General features: G+C 47.6%; 19 protein-coding genes and 1 riboswitch. Of the genes, 10 read left to right on the plus strand and 9 right to left on the minus strand.

Annotated elements, in window-relative coordinates; all coding sequences use genetic code 11:
• Complete coding sequence (locus SPK40_RS08160) at nt 1–765, minus strand: DUF3450 domain-containing protein (protein WP_330960100.1); 765 nt, start codon at nt 763–765, stop codon at nt 1–3.
• Between the two features lie 265 nt (nt 766–1030).
• On the opposite strand from SPK40_RS08160, the gene SPK40_RS08165 reads away from it, so the two are divergent.
• Nucleotides 1031–1459, plus strand: coding sequence for a hypothetical protein (locus SPK40_RS08165; protein ID WP_330960101.1), 429 nt, complete (start codon nt 1031–1033; stop codon nt 1457–1459).
• A 233-nt stretch (nt 1460–1692) separates the two neighbouring features.
• On the plus strand, nt 1693–2334 hold the full coding sequence (locus SPK40_RS08170; RefSeq protein ID WP_330960102.1) for a hypothetical protein: 642 nt from the start codon (nt 1693–1695) through the stop codon (nt 2332–2334).
• Between the two features lie 308 nt (nt 2335–2642).
• Here the strand turns inward: SPK40_RS08170 and SPK40_RS08175 are convergent, their stop codons facing one another.
• A complete protein-coding gene (locus SPK40_RS08175) occupies nt 2643–3182 on the minus strand; it encodes a hypothetical protein (protein WP_248142224.1) in 540 nt (179 codons plus the stop codon).
• Nucleotides 3183–3727: 545 nt separating this feature from the next.
• On the opposite strand from SPK40_RS08175, the gene SPK40_RS08180 reads away from it, so the two are divergent.
• Entirely contained in the window at nt 3728–6316 is a 2589-nt protein-coding gene (locus tag SPK40_RS08180; protein WP_330960103.1) for a family 20 glycosylhydrolase, read from the plus strand.
• A 69-nt stretch (nt 6317–6385) separates the two neighbouring features.
• On the opposite strand, the gene SPK40_RS08185 is transcribed toward SPK40_RS08180, so the two are convergent.
• Nucleotides 6386–6742 carry a VOC family protein gene (locus SPK40_RS08185; RefSeq protein ID WP_330960104.1) on the minus strand — a complete coding sequence of 119 codons (357 nt, stop codon included), beginning with the start codon at nt 6740–6742 and terminating at the stop codon, nt 6386–6388.
• Between the two features lie 176 nt (nt 6743–6918).
• Nucleotides 6919–7016: riboswitch (TPP riboswitch) on the plus strand.
• Nucleotides 7017–7112: 96 nt separating this feature from the next.
• Here SPK40_RS08185 and thiD point away from each other — a divergent pair.
• The 5 genes from thiD to tenA are packed head-to-tail and all read left to right on the plus strand — an operon-like array spanning nt 7113 to nt 11294.
• Nucleotides 7113–7988 (plus strand): bifunctional hydroxymethylpyrimidine kinase/phosphomethylpyrimidine kinase, encoded by an 876-nt coding sequence (gene thiD, locus SPK40_RS08190; RefSeq protein WP_330960105.1) that lies wholly within the window; start codon nt 7113–7115, stop codon nt 7986–7988.
• Nucleotides 7989–8037: 49 nt separating this feature from the next.
• Nucleotides 8038–8808, plus strand: coding sequence for an ABC transporter ATP-binding protein (locus tag SPK40_RS08195; protein WP_442957563.1), 771 nt, complete (start codon nt 8038–8040; stop codon nt 8806–8808).
• Nucleotides 8801–9619 carry an ABC transporter permease gene (locus tag SPK40_RS08200; protein WP_442957559.1) on the plus strand — a complete coding sequence of 273 codons (819 nt, stop codon included), beginning with the start codon at nt 8801–8803 and terminating at the stop codon, nt 9617–9619. The genes SPK40_RS08195 and SPK40_RS08200 overlap by 8 nt, the downstream gene beginning before the upstream one ends.
• Nucleotides 9620–9638: 19 nt before the next feature.
• The gene (locus SPK40_RS08205; protein WP_248142219.1) at nt 9639–10580 is read left to right on the plus strand and encodes an ABC transporter substrate-binding protein; all 942 of its coding nucleotides are present in this window, start codon (nt 9639–9641) and stop codon (nt 10578–10580) included.
• 42 nt (nt 10581–10622) lie between these two features.
• A complete protein-coding gene (gene tenA, locus SPK40_RS08210; RefSeq protein ID WP_330960106.1) occupies nt 10623–11294 on the plus strand; it encodes a thiaminase II in 672 nt (223 codons plus the stop codon).
• Nucleotides 11295–11398: 104 nt separating this feature from the next.
• On the opposite strand, the gene SPK40_RS08215 is transcribed toward tenA, so the two are convergent.
• Nucleotides 11399–11992, minus strand: coding sequence for a TetR/AcrR family transcriptional regulator (locus tag SPK40_RS08215; RefSeq protein WP_330960107.1), 594 nt, complete (start codon nt 11990–11992; stop codon nt 11399–11401).
• 101 nt (nt 11993–12093) lie between these two features.
• Between SPK40_RS08215 and SPK40_RS08220 the strand changes: the two genes are divergently transcribed.
• Nucleotides 12094–12705, plus strand: coding sequence for a glutathione S-transferase (locus tag SPK40_RS08220; protein WP_330960363.1), 612 nt, complete (start codon nt 12094–12096; stop codon nt 12703–12705).
• 112 nt (nt 12706–12817) lie between these two features.
• Here SPK40_RS08220 and SPK40_RS08225 read toward each other — a convergent pair whose 3' ends face one another.
• The 5 genes from SPK40_RS08225 to SPK40_RS08245 all read right to left on the minus strand — a co-directional run bounded on the left by SPK40_RS08225 (nt 12818) and on the right by SPK40_RS08245 (nt 15989).
• The gene (locus SPK40_RS08225; protein WP_330960108.1) at nt 12818–13363 is read right to left on the minus strand and encodes a YaeQ family protein; all 546 of its coding nucleotides are present in this window, start codon (nt 13361–13363) and stop codon (nt 12818–12820) included.
• Between the two features lie 32 nt (nt 13364–13395).
• Nucleotides 13396–13863, minus strand: coding sequence for a hypothetical protein (locus tag SPK40_RS08230; protein WP_248142215.1), 468 nt, complete (start codon nt 13861–13863; stop codon nt 13396–13398).
• 64 nt (nt 13864–13927) lie between these two features.
• Nucleotides 13928–14230: a GIY-YIG nuclease family protein gene (locus tag SPK40_RS08235; protein WP_248142214.1), complete on the minus strand. Its 303-nt coding sequence runs from the start codon at nt 14228–14230 to the stop codon at nt 13928–13930.
• Nucleotides 14223–14897, minus strand: coding sequence for a YceH family protein (locus SPK40_RS08240; RefSeq protein WP_330960109.1), 675 nt, complete (start codon nt 14895–14897; stop codon nt 14223–14225). Before SPK40_RS08240 ends, SPK40_RS08235 begins: the two co-directional genes overlap by 8 nt.
• Nucleotides 14898–15041: 144 nt before the next feature.
• The gene (locus SPK40_RS08245) at nt 15042–15989 is read right to left on the minus strand and encodes a diguanylate cyclase domain-containing protein (RefSeq protein WP_248142212.1); all 948 of its coding nucleotides are present in this window, start codon (nt 15987–15989) and stop codon (nt 15042–15044) included.
• A 265-nt stretch (nt 15990–16254) separates the two neighbouring features.
• Between SPK40_RS08245 and SPK40_RS08250 the strand changes: the two genes are divergently transcribed.
• Nucleotides 16255–16707: a DUF3069 domain-containing protein gene (locus tag SPK40_RS08250; protein WP_248142211.1), complete on the plus strand. Its 453-nt coding sequence runs from the start codon at nt 16255–16257 to the stop codon at nt 16705–16707.
• Nucleotides 16708–16856 lie beyond the last annotated feature (149 nt).

Raw genomic sequence — 16856 nt, forward strand, 5'->3', positions numbered from 1 at the left:
TTATTGAACCTCCACGTGAGCTGACACCGGCAGTGAAATCAGTCCGGGTGCAATTTGTTTCGCTGCCATCGCATAGGCTTTATCCAGCTCAGAACCCACCTGCGATTCCAGTAACTGCCACTTGGCGTCCTGTTCATTCCAGCCCCAGTAACGTTGTCCATCCAGACTGCGTGCGACAAAAGCTAGTCGTCCCAGATACAGCAAGTCAGCTTCAATGCTTTCTGTCGGTGACAAGGTCACTTTCCCCTGATACAGACCCATCTTGGTGCCGTAGTCCATTTCAATCTGATAGGCTTCCAGAATACGGCGATACTTTTCCGCATCACTGACATCTGCCTGCGCCATCATGAGTTCCAGCCTGGCAATCCGTGCTAAACGCTGATCGCGTTTAATTGGTCGGTCTTCTTCAACCAGGGTTTTCAGGCCGTCGATCATCTGATACATCAACGGCACAACGCCCTGACGGGTTTCCTGAATTCCGGTAATTTGTTCATTCAGACTGGCTTTTTCATTTTCCTGACTGTCAACCAGTCGGGCCAGGTGATCCCGGTAAATGGTCAGATTCTTGACTTCTTCCTGAAGCGCTTCGATGTCTGCCTTCATCGACAGAACGTGTTCCGCACTCGTATCGATCCTCTGTTGGCTTTGCGCTGCAGATTGATTCATTTTCGTTTCGATAACGCGAGCAGAATCAAGGCTGGTGGCTGCTGCGTTCACACTGAGACCGATGGCTATCATGGCCAGGCTGAATTTCACTTTGTTCATTTGGAGCAGTTACCTTAGCATCCGGTTCAGAAAGTCAAACCCGATGTTCGCTTTCTACAACTGTTATGATACTCAGTTATCTGAGCTACTGGTCACACATCTTAGTTGAAAACAAATCTCATTTAAACTATAAATCCGGAAAATTTCTTTCCGCCGTTTACATGAGAATCAACTAAATTCTCGGACAAAACGATCGGGTGAACCCAGTGACCAGTCGCCTAGGGAAAGCTATAATGTGCGGCAAATCAGTAATTCGGAATATAAAGTGACCAACCTCCCTCTTGAAATCATTCAACGACAGCTCAGCGACTTAGGGTTTCGGCCTGAGAATATGCGCTTCGTCACCGTCTCAGCCATGTCACCTGAACAACTGGAAGCTTGTACTGCCCAGCAGGATGAATGCTTTTACAACAGTTATATGAACGTTATCTATGGTAAGGGAGAGCGTTACGTCCTGGGATTCCGCTGTGAAGATCCGATTGTTGATCACGCGATTATCCGTGTCGGAGACCAATATTTTGACCCAACTTTACAAGCGAACGGGAACTTTGAATCGTATCAGTTTGCTGTTTTAACCGAATTCACCGTGTTTGATATGGTGAAACACGCGAAATCGAATAAAGATTTCCCGCCGGATTTGGATTATCTCCTCAGCAAAAAAAGTAAATTCAAAAACATCATTGCCGCGAACTAAAGCTGAATCGCATGACTGACTCTGGCCAGAGTCAGTCAAAGCCAGTGCACTTTCTTCAATCATTTTCCACTAAAAACTTGAGCTCATGCTCAAAGTTCTTTCAATTGTCTTACTTTTTACGCTTACCCCATGAGATTTCGCGATTTCTGTGGCATAAATGTGCTTTGTAATACAACACTCATATAAGAGAAGACTCTCTTTTTAATTATCAATAAGTAATAGGAAGGCAATGCATGAAACCCTTGGTTTTCAGTCTGTTCAGTTTACTCCTGACCGGATGCAGCAGCGGTGTATTGATCTCTATTCCTGAAGATTTTCAAACTGCCGATAAAGCCAGCCAAGGCTTTCTCGTCGGCAGCCTGGGCGCCACAACAATCTGGCCCTCAACCGGCGAAAACCTGCAAACAACACTGATTTTCCGAAGCACGGAGTCGAACGATCGCTTCAGTGTCTCAAATGATAATAATGACAGTGATTTCAAGACAACACGTGTATCCGGTTCATTATTCACCTTGCCCTTGCCCGCGGGAACTTACCAGCTGGATACGGTCACCTTTAAAGGAACGGATGGCAGGAAAACGGTGCAAACGCAATCTGACAAACCTTTGAATATCAGTTTTCATATCATCGCCGGCGAAGTTACCTATCTGGGACAGTTTATTGCAAGCAGCCAGGTGTCCAAAAGCCCGTTGTGGAATACCGAATACCCGAATGGGCGCGGCTACCTGACTCATACTTATGCAGAAAAACAAGACAAGGCGTTGCTTTATCAGCAGCATCCTGAGCTGTCATCATTTCGCTTTCGCGCCGCTGCTCTGCAAGGAAGCCCTTCAAACTTGCTGAAAATTGAGACGAAGACGGCTCCTCAAGGTTAAAGTGACAGAGTCACATAATTTTTGTTTATCTTTAAATGAAATACAGGCACTTAGAACAAATTTTACTCAGACTCACAAAGCAAAAAAATACCATAGAAATCTGCTGGCCCAGTGCTTGACTTTGGCAAATACGACATGGAATCTGGAGTCCGAGCATTTCCCACAGAGTTATGCACAGCTTTTGTGGATAACGAAAACCAAAAGATATCTTCTCTTTCTCCATGAAGTAATATCGTTAATTTCTGAGCACATACGAAAAAGGCCAGACGATGTCTGGCCCGATTCAACCGTTATCTCAAGCTTTCAGCTTACTGAATCGCTGAACATTCAGCGCTTTCGATACTCAGATTCGAGTTAAATTTATATTCAGCAAGGTATTGAACCGCCGTTGGATAAAAACCGACATTAATGGCTGCTTCGAGGTCAGAAAGGTCAATTTTATAAGTTTTCAGGCCAACCTCGGTCAGTTCGTTTGGTAAGCAGCTGTTAGCGTCCCCTTCTTCAAAGCACATACCCGCTGTATCTGGAATTTTGGCACAACCGACATCCGTTACCGAACCGACTGCATTCACCAGATCATCCCGCGAGCCAAAAGGTGCATTATCAGGCAGACCCACATTATAGCCCTGCAGTTCTGTCCAGGTATGGTATCCATCCGGTACACCTGTAATACCTTGAGTATTCGCGCTGTAAAGCGTAAATACTTCAACTTTGCCCTCTAACAAATCTTTTACTGTCTCTTCATCACAGCCAGCCAGGGCCAGGAGTGAGCAAAGAATCACTGCTGCTCTTGTCATTTTTCTATCCTTTGTATTTATGAGTGTTGCAGGGTGAGTATCTTCTACCAAAAAGCAGAATTCCACTTCCAGACATAAAACTGATAGCTGGCTGCCATTTTCTTCAATTGTTCTGTTTTCGGCTCAAATTTGCTTATTTTTCACCCACATTTATCCGCAATGCTATCTGATGTGCTTTTTCGAATTTCAAAACTGATAGCATTCATTTTTAATCAACTATACGCATAAATTTGAACAAATTTGCTTTTTCCGCAATCTTATGTCCCAATGTGGGCAAACTTCTTACGTGACAATAATTATCAATCAAAATTTTTAGAATTTTTCCCTCTCCTGGTCCCCACCAATCGAAGGCACGCTATGTCGTAGAGGAATTGACCTGCCTTAGCATAACATCCTCTATTCATTGAAAATTCCACGCCAAAACTTAACCTCAATCACGAATAAATGGTGAAATAATCAACAGTTTGTATGATTTTCTTGGCCGCAACAGCATTTTTAGTATTTCCTCTTGCCCAATCACTTATTGATGTTTTTATTAATTCATTCAGATCGTTAGGCTACAGCTAATGATTTTTTACTCGTCGAAATAAGGAACCATGATGAAAACATCTGTATTAGCGTTAGCCTTATCGGCTGCTATTGCTGGCCCGGCGCTGGCAATCCCGGCAGCAGATCTGGATCAGCTTGGTCAGGGATTGGATGTGACCTACACGGTTGTAGATAACACCCAGCAAGACTGGGTCTCTTTCCGGGCCAGACTTGATTTTACGAACCAGAGCGCCAAAACACTGCCTGTAACCGGCTGGAGTATTTACTTTAGCCATATCCGTATGGTGAAAGATGTTCTGAATGAACAAGTCAAAATCACACATGTTAACGGCGATATTTTCAAACTGGAACCAACGGACAAGTTCGTTCCTCTGGCACCCGGCCAATCACTGACCATTGAGTTTGATGCTTCCGACTGGCAGGCTGCGAAAACGGACATTATGCCGAACTGGTATTTTGTTTCTGAAGACAATGGCAACACCATTACATCTCTCATCACCAGTACCAGCAACCACATCAATGGTGCCGTGCCAACCAAACCTTCTGAAGAACTGCCGTTTGTTGCTGATTTTACATCACCGCAGCAATGGAAGCGTTACGGCAGTGCTGCGATCACGGATTACTACAATCCCTTCACCGCGCAAGATCGTTATCAGCGTAATGCCGATCTGAGTACTCTGGAAAACCCTGTGGGTGTCATCCCATCCCCAGCCCAGTTCACTCTCGGCAGTGGCAGCGTTAGTATTGATTCAAGCTGGGTTGTTGTTTATGACAATGGCTACGAAGGCCAAGCGACCTTCCTTGCCAATCAGTTAGGCCTGACGGCCGTACCATGGTCACCGGCCACGAAAAAACGTATCAACATTGGCTGGAGCCAGGTCAATGTCAATGGCATTCAAAAATGGGATGAAGCCTATAACCTGAATGTTAACCCGCAAAACGAAATCATTTCGATCGGTGCTACGGATGGCGCAGGTGCACTGTATGCCTCTCAGTCATTACTTCAATTGGTCGATGGTAACCAGATCCCCGCGGTAGATATCGCGGATGCACCGCGTTTTGCGTATCGCGGCCTGTCCGTTGATGCGGTGCGCAACTTCCGCAGCAAAGACTCAATCATTCAGTTGCTTGACCAGATGGCAGCGTTTAAGCTGAACAAACTCCATCTCCGTCTTGCTGACGATGAAGGCTGGCGAATTGAAATTACAGGACTCCCAGAACTGACAGATGTCGGTTCAAAACGTTGTCATGATCCTAAAGAAAAATCCTGTCTGCTGCCATTCCTGGGTGCCGGTCCCAACGGTAGTGCTGAATCAAATGGCTACTATACGGCAGAAGATTACCGGGAGATCCTTCAGCATGCGGCTTCGCTGAGCATTGAAGTAGTTCCGGAAATTGATATTCCTGGCCATGCGCATGCTGCGATTAAAGCCATGGAAGCGCGCTATGACCACTTTGCCGCTCAGGGCAATCTGGAAGAAGCCAGCAAATACCTGCTGACAGATTTCAGCGACACAACAGAATATCTTTCTGTTCAGATGTTTACAGACAATGCTATCAACGTTTGTATGGATTCAACCTACAATTTCGTTGATGCTGTGGTCAAAGGTCTGGTGAACCTGCATCAGGGAGTTCAGCCACTGAAAACCTTCCACTTTGGTGGCGATGAGATTGCCGGTGCATGGGTTAACTCTCCTGTCTGTCAGGCATTTATTGCCAACAACACAGATGGCGTCAACAGTGTCTCTGACCTGAGTCGTTACTTTGTCGAGCGTATCTCTGTCATTACAGCGAACTATGGTCTGGATATGGCAGGCTGGGAAGACGGTCTGATGCACAGCGGACAAGTCTACCCCCGCTCTGAAATGGCCAACAGTCAGCTCTGGGGTAACGCCTGGCAGAATATCTGGGAATGGGGTGTTGCTGACCGTGCCTATAATCTGGCAAACAACGACTATAAAGTTGTTTACAACCATGCCAGCCACCTGTATTTCGACCACCCATACGAGCCGGATCCAAACGAACGCGGTTACTATTGGGCGCCACGTTTCACCGACACCCGGAAGACCTTTGGTTACATGCCGGATGATGTGTTCGCAAATGCCGACTTCACCCGTGCCGGTGCACCAATTACGAAAGAAGACGTGGTTGCCGGTGCTGGTGTGAAAAAACTCCTGAAACCTGAAAATGTATTGGGTATTCAGGGTTCGCTGTGGGCTGAAACAGTCCGTACTGAAGCTCAGTTCGAAGGGATGACTTTCCCGCGTGTTCTGGGTCTGGCCGAGCGTGCATGGCATACGGCGGGCTGGGAAGCCAATGACAACGCTGGCACCCCTGTAGACAAGGCAGCCCGTAATACGGACTACAACCGCTTCGCAAACCTCCTGGGCCAGAAAGTGCTGCCGAAACTGGAGCAAAGCGGCATTACGTTCAACCTGCCTGTCCCTGGCGGCGTCCTCGAAAATGGTGTCCTGAAGGCGAACTCCACCTTCCCTGGCCTGACCATTGAGTACTCCGTCGATCAGGGCGCAAGTTGGCAGGCTTATGATCGCCTCAATCCACCAGCAGCGGCGAGTGGTGTCCAGCTGCGAACAGTGTCTGGTGACCGAAGCAGCCGGGTTACAACAGTGAATTAAGCAACATCATTGCCCGAACGATAAAGAGCTCCGTCAGGAGCTCTTTTCATTCATCAATCGGGTGCTTTGCTACTCTGGATCAGCCCAGACAGCAAGTTCATTACCACTCGGTTCTGTAAAGTGGAACCGGCGGCCTCCGGGAAACGCAAAAATCGGTTTCACAATTTTGCCGCCCGCTTCGATGACTTTTTGCTCTGTCGCTTCTAAATTATCACTGTACAGCACAATTAAAGCCGCACCTTTTTCTGATTCAGATTTCAGGGGCGCCGCATAAAATCCCCCATCCAGCCCCTGATCCGAAAAAGCTGTATATTCATCACCATAATCTGTAAATGACCAGCCAAAAGCGGATTCAAAAAAAGCTTTTGTTGCCGGCAGGTTACTTGCAGGAAATTCAACGTAATTAATCTGATGATGCTGTTTCACTGAATGTCTCCAGAATTATTGACGGTAACGATATCATAGGCTTTCTTTAACACCTCTGTCCGAAGTCCGCACAGATTTTCTGGAATTCTTTTGCTTTCTTCAAAAAAACAGGGTTAGAATGCCAACGCAAAATGATACTGAAGACAACAAGCTTCGGTTGAACATACAGAATGATTAAACGTTAGTCGGGGAGTCGAAAGGCTGAGACCACGCTGTGGGACCCGTTGAACCTGATCCAGCTCATACTGGCGTAGGGAACTAGCAGACTTGCCTGCCACTAAGCGCCAGTTCCTGACGGCTCAGTGACCATCGCGACTGTTCGTCATCCCTGCCCCATCATGAATCATGATATTGATGCCAAGGGATGAAAATGAACAAGTCAGCTCACCATGAACTTTCCCCAGAAATTAAAACCCCGATTACACTGACAATTGCAGGTTCAGACAGTGGTGGTGGTGCCGGGATACAGGCTGATATCAAAGCCATTTCGGCAACTGGCGGCTATGCCTGCTCGGTTATCACGGCACTGACGGCTCAAAATACACAGAGCGTAACGGGTATTTTTCCGGTCAGCCCGGCGTTTGTTGAACAACAGCTGGATGCTGTCTTCAGCGACCTTGATATCCAATCGGTAAAAATAGGCATGCTGAGTGATGCGACTATCATTCGTGCTGTTGCTAAAAAACTGCGTCAATACCGGCCGAAATTCATCGTTCTCGACCCGGTGATGGTCGCAACCAGCGGTGACTTATTACTGGAAGCCGATGCCATTTCCACCCTGAAATCAGAACTTCTTCCTCTGGCAACACTGATCACGCCAAATCTGCCAGAGGCAGTCGCTTTAACCCGAAATCCATCCCTTTCTGGTACAGTTTCAACTGTTATGCACACAAAAGAAACAGAAGAAAAAGAAGCGCTGATTGAGCAGTTGAAACAACTCAACACTGAAGCTGTTTTGCTGAAAGGGGGACATTGGGAACAGGAAGCACAAAGCACGGACTATCTCATCCTAGAAAGTGACACCGTCACCCTAACTGCTTCGCGAGTTCAGACGCAGAACACGCATGGCACGGGATGCACGCTGTCTGCAGCGATTGCTTCTTATCTGGCTCAGGGACACACCCTCACAGAAGCCGTGACACGCGGGAAAGCCTATCTGACGCAAGCCCTGTTACATGCGGATCAACTTCGGATTGGCCAAGGTCATGGCCCGGTTCATCACTTCTATTCACTCCAGCCGCGTTAAGGAAAAGCAGGTGCCTGAGCAAATCATCACTCGTCAGGAAGAAAACCACATGACTGACCGGCAGGCAGGCTTGGGGGTTCAGCTGAATAATATTCGTTTGCATTACCCTGATCAGGAAATGCCATTATTCAGACAGCTGAATCTCAGTTTAATCCCAGGCCAGTGGCATTGCATTCTCGGGCAAAGCGGATGCGGTAAAACCACATTACTCAGGCTACTGGCCGGATTATTACCCGCCGACGTCCATTGGCAAGGGAGCATTAAAACCAGCAGCAACCAACCTGTGAATGCACAGATTGCCTATATGGCTCAGCAGGATTTACTGCTTCCCTGGCTGAATGTGCTGGATAATGTTTGCTTTGGTGTTCAGCTCAGACACGGAAAAGTCAGTGAGACGCATCAGTCACAAGCGATTGCACTGTTAGAACGCGTCGGCTTAAAAAAATACATCTCTGCCCCCCCATCAAGGCTCTCTGGCGGAATGCGTCAGCGGGTTTCACTCGCCCGAACCCTGATGCAGGACCAGCCACTCGTATTAATGGATGAACCTTTTTCAGCACTGGATGCTGTCACACGATACAAATTGCAGGATCTGGCTGCAGAACTGCTGGAAAACCGAACCGTTCTGCTCATTACACATGACCCTCAGGAAGCACTCCGTCTGGGACACTCTGTGTTCCTGATGCAAGGCCAGCCCGCAAAAATCACCTCGCTGCCAACCCCGGACGGGACGATTCCGCGTGAAATCGACGCCCGTCTTGTGAATTGTCAGCAGCAGATCCTGAAAGCCCTGAGTTTGGTAAACCAACACAATGACTAAATTATTGGCTCAATGGCAGACCGGCACGCCTGTCAAAACACGTTCTATTCACCATCACCCGCTCGCTCGGCTGGTGATCAGTCTTGGTGTTCTGGCCCTCGGCTGGCAGGCTGTGGTCACAGTGTTTCAATTGCCCGGTTTTATCCTGCCGGAACCACTGGCTGTACTCAATAAACTGATTCAGCGCCACGATGTACTGCTTCGCCATGCCTGGGTCACAACCTGTGAAATCATGCTGGGTCTGGTCACAGGGTTAGGGGTCGGACTCTTTTGTGCATTGTTGATGCTGCTTTTTACCCCTGTCAGACGCTGGATGTTGCCCCTGCTGATAGCCAGTCAGGCGATTCCTGTTTTCGCACTCGCCCCAATTCTGATGCTCTGGCTGGGATACGGTATCGCCTCCAAAGTTGTGATGGCTGCCATCATCATTTTCTTTCCGGTGACGACCTGCTGCTATGACGGTCTTCGCCATACACCACAAGGATATCTTGATCTGGCAAAAACACTTCATGCAACTCGCTGGCAAATCCTGCGCCACATCCGGCTGCCGGCTGCATTACCGGCACTGGCATCCGGAATCCGTGTGGCTGTTGTCGTCGCACCGATTGGTGCCGTTGTCGGTGAGTGGGTCGGTGCCAGCGAAGGACTGGGCTACCTGATGTTACAGGCCAATGCCCGAATGATGATCGATGAGATGTTTGCAGCTCTTATCATATTGGCCAGCCTCTCTGTTGCTCTTTATTTCGGGACAGACTTTCTGCTGAAACGCGCAATTCCATGGCTGCCTGAAAACAGTCAGTCACAATCATGATTTAACCAAGGATACGCTTATGATTCACTTCCCCACCCGTACCGCGATCGCTGTCGCAGTGACAGCTGTGACATTCCAGGCACAAGCGAAAGAACTCACCTTGATGCTGGACTGGTTTGTTAACCCTAATCACGGCCCGATCATCATTGCTCAGAAAAATGGCCTGTTTCAGGAGCAAGGGCTCGACATTAAAATTCAGGAACCAGCCGATCCGTCCATGCCCGCCAAACTGGTTGCCGCAGGCAAAACTGATTTAGCCATTTCTTACCAGACCAGCCTGACAATTGATGTGGCGGCAGGTCTTCCGTTGATTCGGGCTTCCACCCTGATTGCAACGCCGCTCAACACCTTGATGGTCCTGGATAAAAAAGGGATTGAATCACTGGCTGATCTGAAAGGAAAAACCATTGGAATCGCCATTGCAGGAAATGAAGAAGCGACTATTGGTACCATGCTGAAAACAGCCGGTGTTGATTTCTCCGAGGTCAAAATCGTGAATGTTGGCTGGGCACTCTCTTCTTCGCTGGCATCCGGAAAAGTTGACGCCATCTGGGGTGGCCTGCGTAACTTCGAGTCAAACCAGCTGGCACTGGAAGGCTATCAGGCAAAAGCGTTCTTCCCTGAGGAGCACGGTGTACCGCCTTATGACGAACTGGTCGTGGTCGCCAATAAAAAACAGTACAACGCTGAAGACCTCAAAAAATTCAACAAGGCACTGGAAAAAGCAACGCAGTACATTGTGAATCACCCGGATCAGGCCTGGAAAACCTTCATCTCATATTCACCCGATACCCTGGACAATGAGCTGAACAAAATGGCTTGGCGAGATACCTTGCCGCGCTTTGCTCTCCGTCCGGCAGCGGTTGATCAGGCCCGCTACGATCAATTCTCTGATTTTATGTATCAACACAAGATCATCGATAACGCCCCCAAAGCGAAAGATTTTGTCCCGGCTTTTTAAGCCATGTCAGAACACAAGAAACACACATTTCAGGGAATACACATGAATCATCTGGATTTGATCAATGCATGTCAAAATGACTGGCATGACTACACCCACCACATCTTTGTGCAGCAACTCGCCAGTGGGGAACTGAACCCGGCGGCTTACCTGCACTATCTGAAACAGGATTTTTTGTTCCTGAAACATTATGCCCGTGCTTACGCACTGGCTATTTTTAAAGCGCGGACTTTAGACGAAATGCGACGCCCTCTCCCGGGGTTACAAGCGTTGATTGGCAGCGAGATGCATCATCACATCAGTTATTGTGAACAATGGGGACTTACTGAGTCAGATATGGAGGCGGAAGCCGAAGATGTCGGCACTGTGGCTTACACCCGTTATGTGCTTGATACGGGCATGGCTGGCGACATGGCTGACCTGTTTACGGCCCTCGCACCTTGTGCGATTGGTTATGCCATGATCGGTGAAAGACTGATTCATGCCACTGAAACCAACTTAACCAATAACCCATACAGCAGCTGGATTACGCTGTATGGTGGCGAATCCTTCCAACACGATGTACAGAACAGCATCCATTATCTGAACAGTCTGCTGGAAGAAATCTCTGTACACAGTCCGAGAGGTCAGCAGCTCATCAACATCTTCAGGACAGCGACACGAATGGAAGTTGCGTTCTGGCAACAGGGACTGACTGCGGCCGAAGCATCATAAATACCGGATCTGATAAGCCATTTACAAAGGGCCAGACTGAGATCTGGCCCTTTCCCCAGCACCAGCCTCATCTCAGAATGTGCTTCTTCCCCTGTTCCCGCAAATTATTTCCCGGCCAGGTGTAAGTTCTCCAGCATATTCAGCAGGATACCCACCCCATCTTCCAGCATTTCATATTGCCGCGCTTTACCGAGCACCCGGATTCCCTGCATTTGCATGACCAGAAATCGGCTGAACTGAATCGGATCCGTTGCTTTATCCCATTCACCGCTTGCCTGTGCATTCCGGATTGCCTGTTGATAACGTGCAGCCAGGGTTTCGAAGAGTAAACCACCCGATGCCAGCACACTTTCATCACAGTGGGCCCGTTCGAGCAAAGCATTTTGCATGAAACACCCACATTTCTGATCGCGCTGTAGGGCAACAAAACGTTTCAGATAAGCCAGAATATCGGAGTAACCCGCTTCGTCGTGCAAAATTTTTCGCAATGGCGGAAACGACACCTGTTGCAAGTAATAATCCAGCGCTTCACTGAAAAGAGAGGCTTTATCCGTATAAGTGTTGTAAAGACTGAATCGGTTGATCTCCAGATGTTCGACCAAATCCGACACTGAAGTGTCGGCATAGCCTTTTTGCCAGAACAGTTCCATTGCCTGGATAAGCTTTTCTTCTCTGTCAAAATTTTTGGTTCTGGCCATATTGATTCTCACTGGGATCTTTTTTCATGTTACGTACTTGACGTAAGGCTGTTTATTCCCTTAGATTTTAATCTAAACGTTCATTCCGATAAAGGTGCATGATGAAAATCTATGAGCTCGCCCCCTCCCCAAGTGCAAGACGTGTGAGTATCTTTCTGGCCGAAATGGGCATCGACGTTGAACGGGTTTCCGTTGATATCCGCAGTGGCGAAAATCTAACGGAAGCATTTCAGATCAAGAGCGCGAACCACTTAATTCCGGTACTGGAGCTGGATGACGGTACTACGATCTGTGAATCCATCGCAATCTGCCGGTATTTTGACGAATGTTACCCTTCCGATAAGTCTTTGTTCGGCAATTCGCCGATTGAAAAAGCACAGATTGAAATGTGGCAACGCATTGTTGAATTGAAAGGTTTATTGGTTGCGATGCAGGCATTCAGGAATCTGACCGGTATTTATCAGGACCGTGAAACCTGTATTGAAGCATGGGGAGAAGTCTCACGGGACCGCCTTGTGGCATTTCTGCCGGAACTGGACCAACAGCTCTCGAAGTCGCCCTATATCGCTGGCGAGAAATTCTCTGTGGCAGACATTACCGCCGTTGTGATGTGCAATTTCATGAAAAATCTGAACGTCGAGGTTGATGAGTCACTCCCTCATCTTCAGGCCTGGCTTCAAAAAGTCAGCACCCGCGCTTCAGTATCCCGGTAAAAAACAACAGAAGGAATTTGGATGATTAATCTCTATACAGCGCGTACGCCAAATAGTCACAGCATGAAATGAGCCAAAAAGAGTGGCCAGAAAGCCACTCTTTTCAGCGTATTTAAGCAGAGCGCTGCCACCACTGCGGGATGACCGTACAATTGCCGGTATTTCCGGACAACCAGGCGTGCTCGCCTTCGATCGTCAGTTGCAGTTGCATTGTCCGTTCAACCATGCCCTCAAGGCATGCAAGTGCTTCATCTTCGATGAACACAACCGAAACATTTTTATATTGTGAAGCTTTTGATTTCATGGACTGCCACCACATTGGCGCAGCATTATCACCATAAGCATAAATCACCACGCGATCCGCTTTTTGGGCCGCGCGTTTCACCCTTTTTTCATCAGGCAGACCCAGCTCAACCCACAGCTCGATCTCATCGCTCAGATTCTTTTTCCACAAATCAGGCTCATCGGTATCACAGAGCCCTTTGGTAAAGGCCAGATCCTGATCGGCATTCAGCCCCCAGGCCAACACCCGTAACATGAGCCGCTGCAGTGTCTCCGACGGATGACAAGCCAGTGTATGTGACCCGTCAAGGTAACAATCCCTGTCCAGATCAGCGACATTCATTTGCGCTTTATAAATGGTGGCTTTCAGAGCCATAATTGAGTTTCCAGATCATCAGTAAAAATTAATTATTGCCGCCGTAAAGCTGCAAAACGCTGATTCATTGCTTCCAGCGCATTTGCAACGTGCTGACATTCCAATGTTACACGCTCATCTGAAAATTCACTAAAGCCATTTGCATAATAATCTTGCGAATGGGCTAATTTCGACTGCCAGGCAATTAAATCCACTTTTGGCAGCTGCTCTTTGACAACAAACCGGCCCGCCTGTATGTATTCAAGTGCGAGCCGGGAGTATTCAATGTATTGATCATTCACCTGTCGGCGGGTTTCATCCATACTCCTGGTACAAGCCTGAAGCACTGCATCCTTGAGCATGTATGTCGTATACAGATTGACCAGTCTTTTCGCATTTTCACTCAGGGGCTGGCCGGGTTGAGGGTGACTGGTAATGCCTGCTGCCTGCACAGATGTTGCAGAAAATGCAGCAAACAGGCCAATCGCCATGACTTGCCGAGATATCCATGATCTATTCACAATCGTCCCCACTTCTACACAAACTGAAAGTCGTCACCGCACACTGAGATTTTTCAGAGGCAGCTTAAAAACAGGTGGGGAATAATTCGGCAAGCGTGATTTGTTTGGCAGCCAGTGCCTCTTTGACAGATTTAGGCAGTTGTTTAATTTTATATTCCAGCTGCATCGCCTTGCGTTTATCCCCAATCCTGATACTCCATGCCAGAATCAGAGGCCCTTTTCCTCTCAAAGAACGGGCCCCTTTCTGACCAGACTGGTGTTCAGAGAAACGACGGTTCACATCCGTCGTTACTCCACAATATAGGCGATTACAGCGTGTACGTATTAAATAGACAAACCAGATTGGTACAGGATCACGCTTATTCACTTAACTCTCTGATTTTATCTTTCAGCATCAAAATTTCTTCTTTTAACGATGCAACTTCATCTTCGAGCAATGCCAGACGTTCCTCTGTCTCCTCATCATGACCACCGGAAACACTCAACTGAGACTGACTCTGCGTTGAGGACATTTGCGCGATGTCTTCATCACCAAATAAATGCATATAGCGACTGTCACGTTTACCGGATTCACGGGGAAGCTTGACCACAAAAGGTCCTTTGCTGTCTTCTGCCATAGAAGCAAGCAGAGTCTCTGCTTCTTTCACATCCGCAAATGTGCACAGTCGGTTCGTTCTGGTACGAATTTCACCTGCCGTTTGCGGGCCTCGGAGCAGTAAGACACAAAGAATGCCTTTTTCCTGTTCAGAGAACTGAAGTGTACTGAATTCAGTATTGCAAAAACGGTGCTGATATTTGGTGACACGACTGCCAAAGCCGGTCACTTCCTGAATCAGGCGCTTAGATTTCAGACTTTCCAGCGTATCCATCACCGTCGCTTCATCCAGTGACATCACGGGATCGCGGTTACTTTTTTGATTACAGGCAGTTGTCAGTGAGTTCAGAGTAAGGGGATACTGATCCGGCGTGGTCACTTCTTTTTCCAGCAGACAGCCAATGATTCTCGCTTCAAGAGGGCTAAGAGTTATCTCCATACAAATTGATCCTTTTTCTTATCGTTTTCTGTTGGATGGCGATAAACACCGCCATCCATGACCTGAAAAGAGATTATCATGGTCAAAGAATCCGACAAGCGGAAAGTCCATCAATGATGGGGATACACAGTAATGAATCAAGAATCAGGTGACTTCTGCAGCAATAAAGCAGTTTCTCCCATGTTCTTTTGCCTGATAAAGCACTTTATCGACAATCTGGTAGATGTGCTCAGGCGTTTCCAGCCCGGTCGGGACCCATGAAACCATCCCCTGACTGACGGTGACAATATGCGATGTCGTCGATTGAGTATGAGGAATTTCCAGTCGTTCAATGCACTTTTTCAGACGCTGACACTCTTTGATGGCTTTTTGTTTATCGCATTGACTCAGCAAGACCACAAACTCTTCACCGCCATATCGGGCCACCAGTTCTCCCGCCCGGCTGAAGTTATCTTTCAACTCTTTCGCCACCATTTGCAGGCAGCGGTCTCCTTCCAGATGCCCATAATGATCGTTGTAAGGCTTAAAGTGATCAACGTCGATCATTATCACAGTCAGCGGATTTCCGCTGCGCCCATGAATTGATATGAATTCGGCAAGTTTGATATCCAGATAACGCCGGTTCGCAATTTTAGTCAGCCCATCCTCATTCACTTGCTCCGACAACTTTTCGTTTGCAAATCTGAGCTGTTCAGAGGTGGCTTTCAATTGATGACGCATATTGGCAATACGCTGCATGGCTTTGAGCTTGGAGACCAGTACAATCTTATCAACCGGCTTTACCAGGTAATCATCCCCGCCCATATCAATGGCCTTCGCAATCATTTCCGGTTCATCGTGACCACTGAGAAAAATGATCGGAACCCATTCTGAATGCTGACGACGCAGTTGCCGTACCACTTCGACACCATCCATCTCCGGCATGCTGATATCCATTAAAACCAGATCAGGTTCAAAATTCGGATATCGAATAATCGCTTCTTCTCCCGAACCCACAGCTTCTACATGATGACCCAGGCGCTGTAATCTCACTGCTAATTGTAATCTTTCTACATGCACATCATCGACGAGCAATATTCGCATTGCATCCATTCAGGCATCCCGCTGTTCTGTTAGGTATTCGTTAACAACATTTATAGCACAGAGTGAATATCAAAGTGTCGCCCGTTACTCCGTCCAGTTCACAACCTCTGCATTCAACCTCGCGATTTTGAAAGCAATTTTCAGCCCCTAATTTCAGCTCTTTCAATCTCTCTGAAGAACCTTAATCTCAAAGAGAGAAAGTCATCTATATTGACTTTTAGTGCTATGTCATTAGCATTCGCTTCCTTTATTCAAAACACCCTTAGGAATTTGTATGTCTGAGATTGATAAACAAGACCTCGATCAGGTCGAAAATGTTGAGTACACGCTGGACGATTGCTCACCTGAATTGCGCCAGGTCGTAGAATTTGAGCAGGTACCGGAAGAGCTGTTAAACATGCTGGTCAATGTGTATAAGGTCTCAGAACCGACTTCCCGGGAAGCCTGGGATGAACTGCCGGCCAGTGCTCAGAACGTACTGGATAATTTCGAACAATTTCATGCGCTGGTTGCACTCAGTCAAAGCTATGCTGGCGTCGACTTCCTGGGCGAAATGCAGGATGCTCAACTGCCAGAGCAGATGAGCGAAGAAGAACAAAGCGAATACAAAGCTGTTCTTTTAGACAAAGTACTGCGTAATTGCGTTAAAGATCTGTGTAAACAACTGAAACAGGCTCGTCGTCACCCGCCGATGAAAAAAGAGTTCCAGTCGATTTTCAATCAGTAATCTTTCAGGGAGCACTCAGCTCCCTGTTTTTTAGTGCTCATCTGACTGCCAGCTGAACCGCCCTCCAGTTAATTGAACATCGTTTAAAACAGCTTGAGATCACCTTGCGATTACTTATACTTAACGCTTTTCAGGCAGACTTTGATAGA

Source organism: Photobacterium sp. 53610 (assembly GCF_036409375.1).
Taxonomy (GTDB): Bacteria; Pseudomonadota; Gammaproteobacteria; order Enterobacterales; family Vibrionaceae; genus Photobacterium.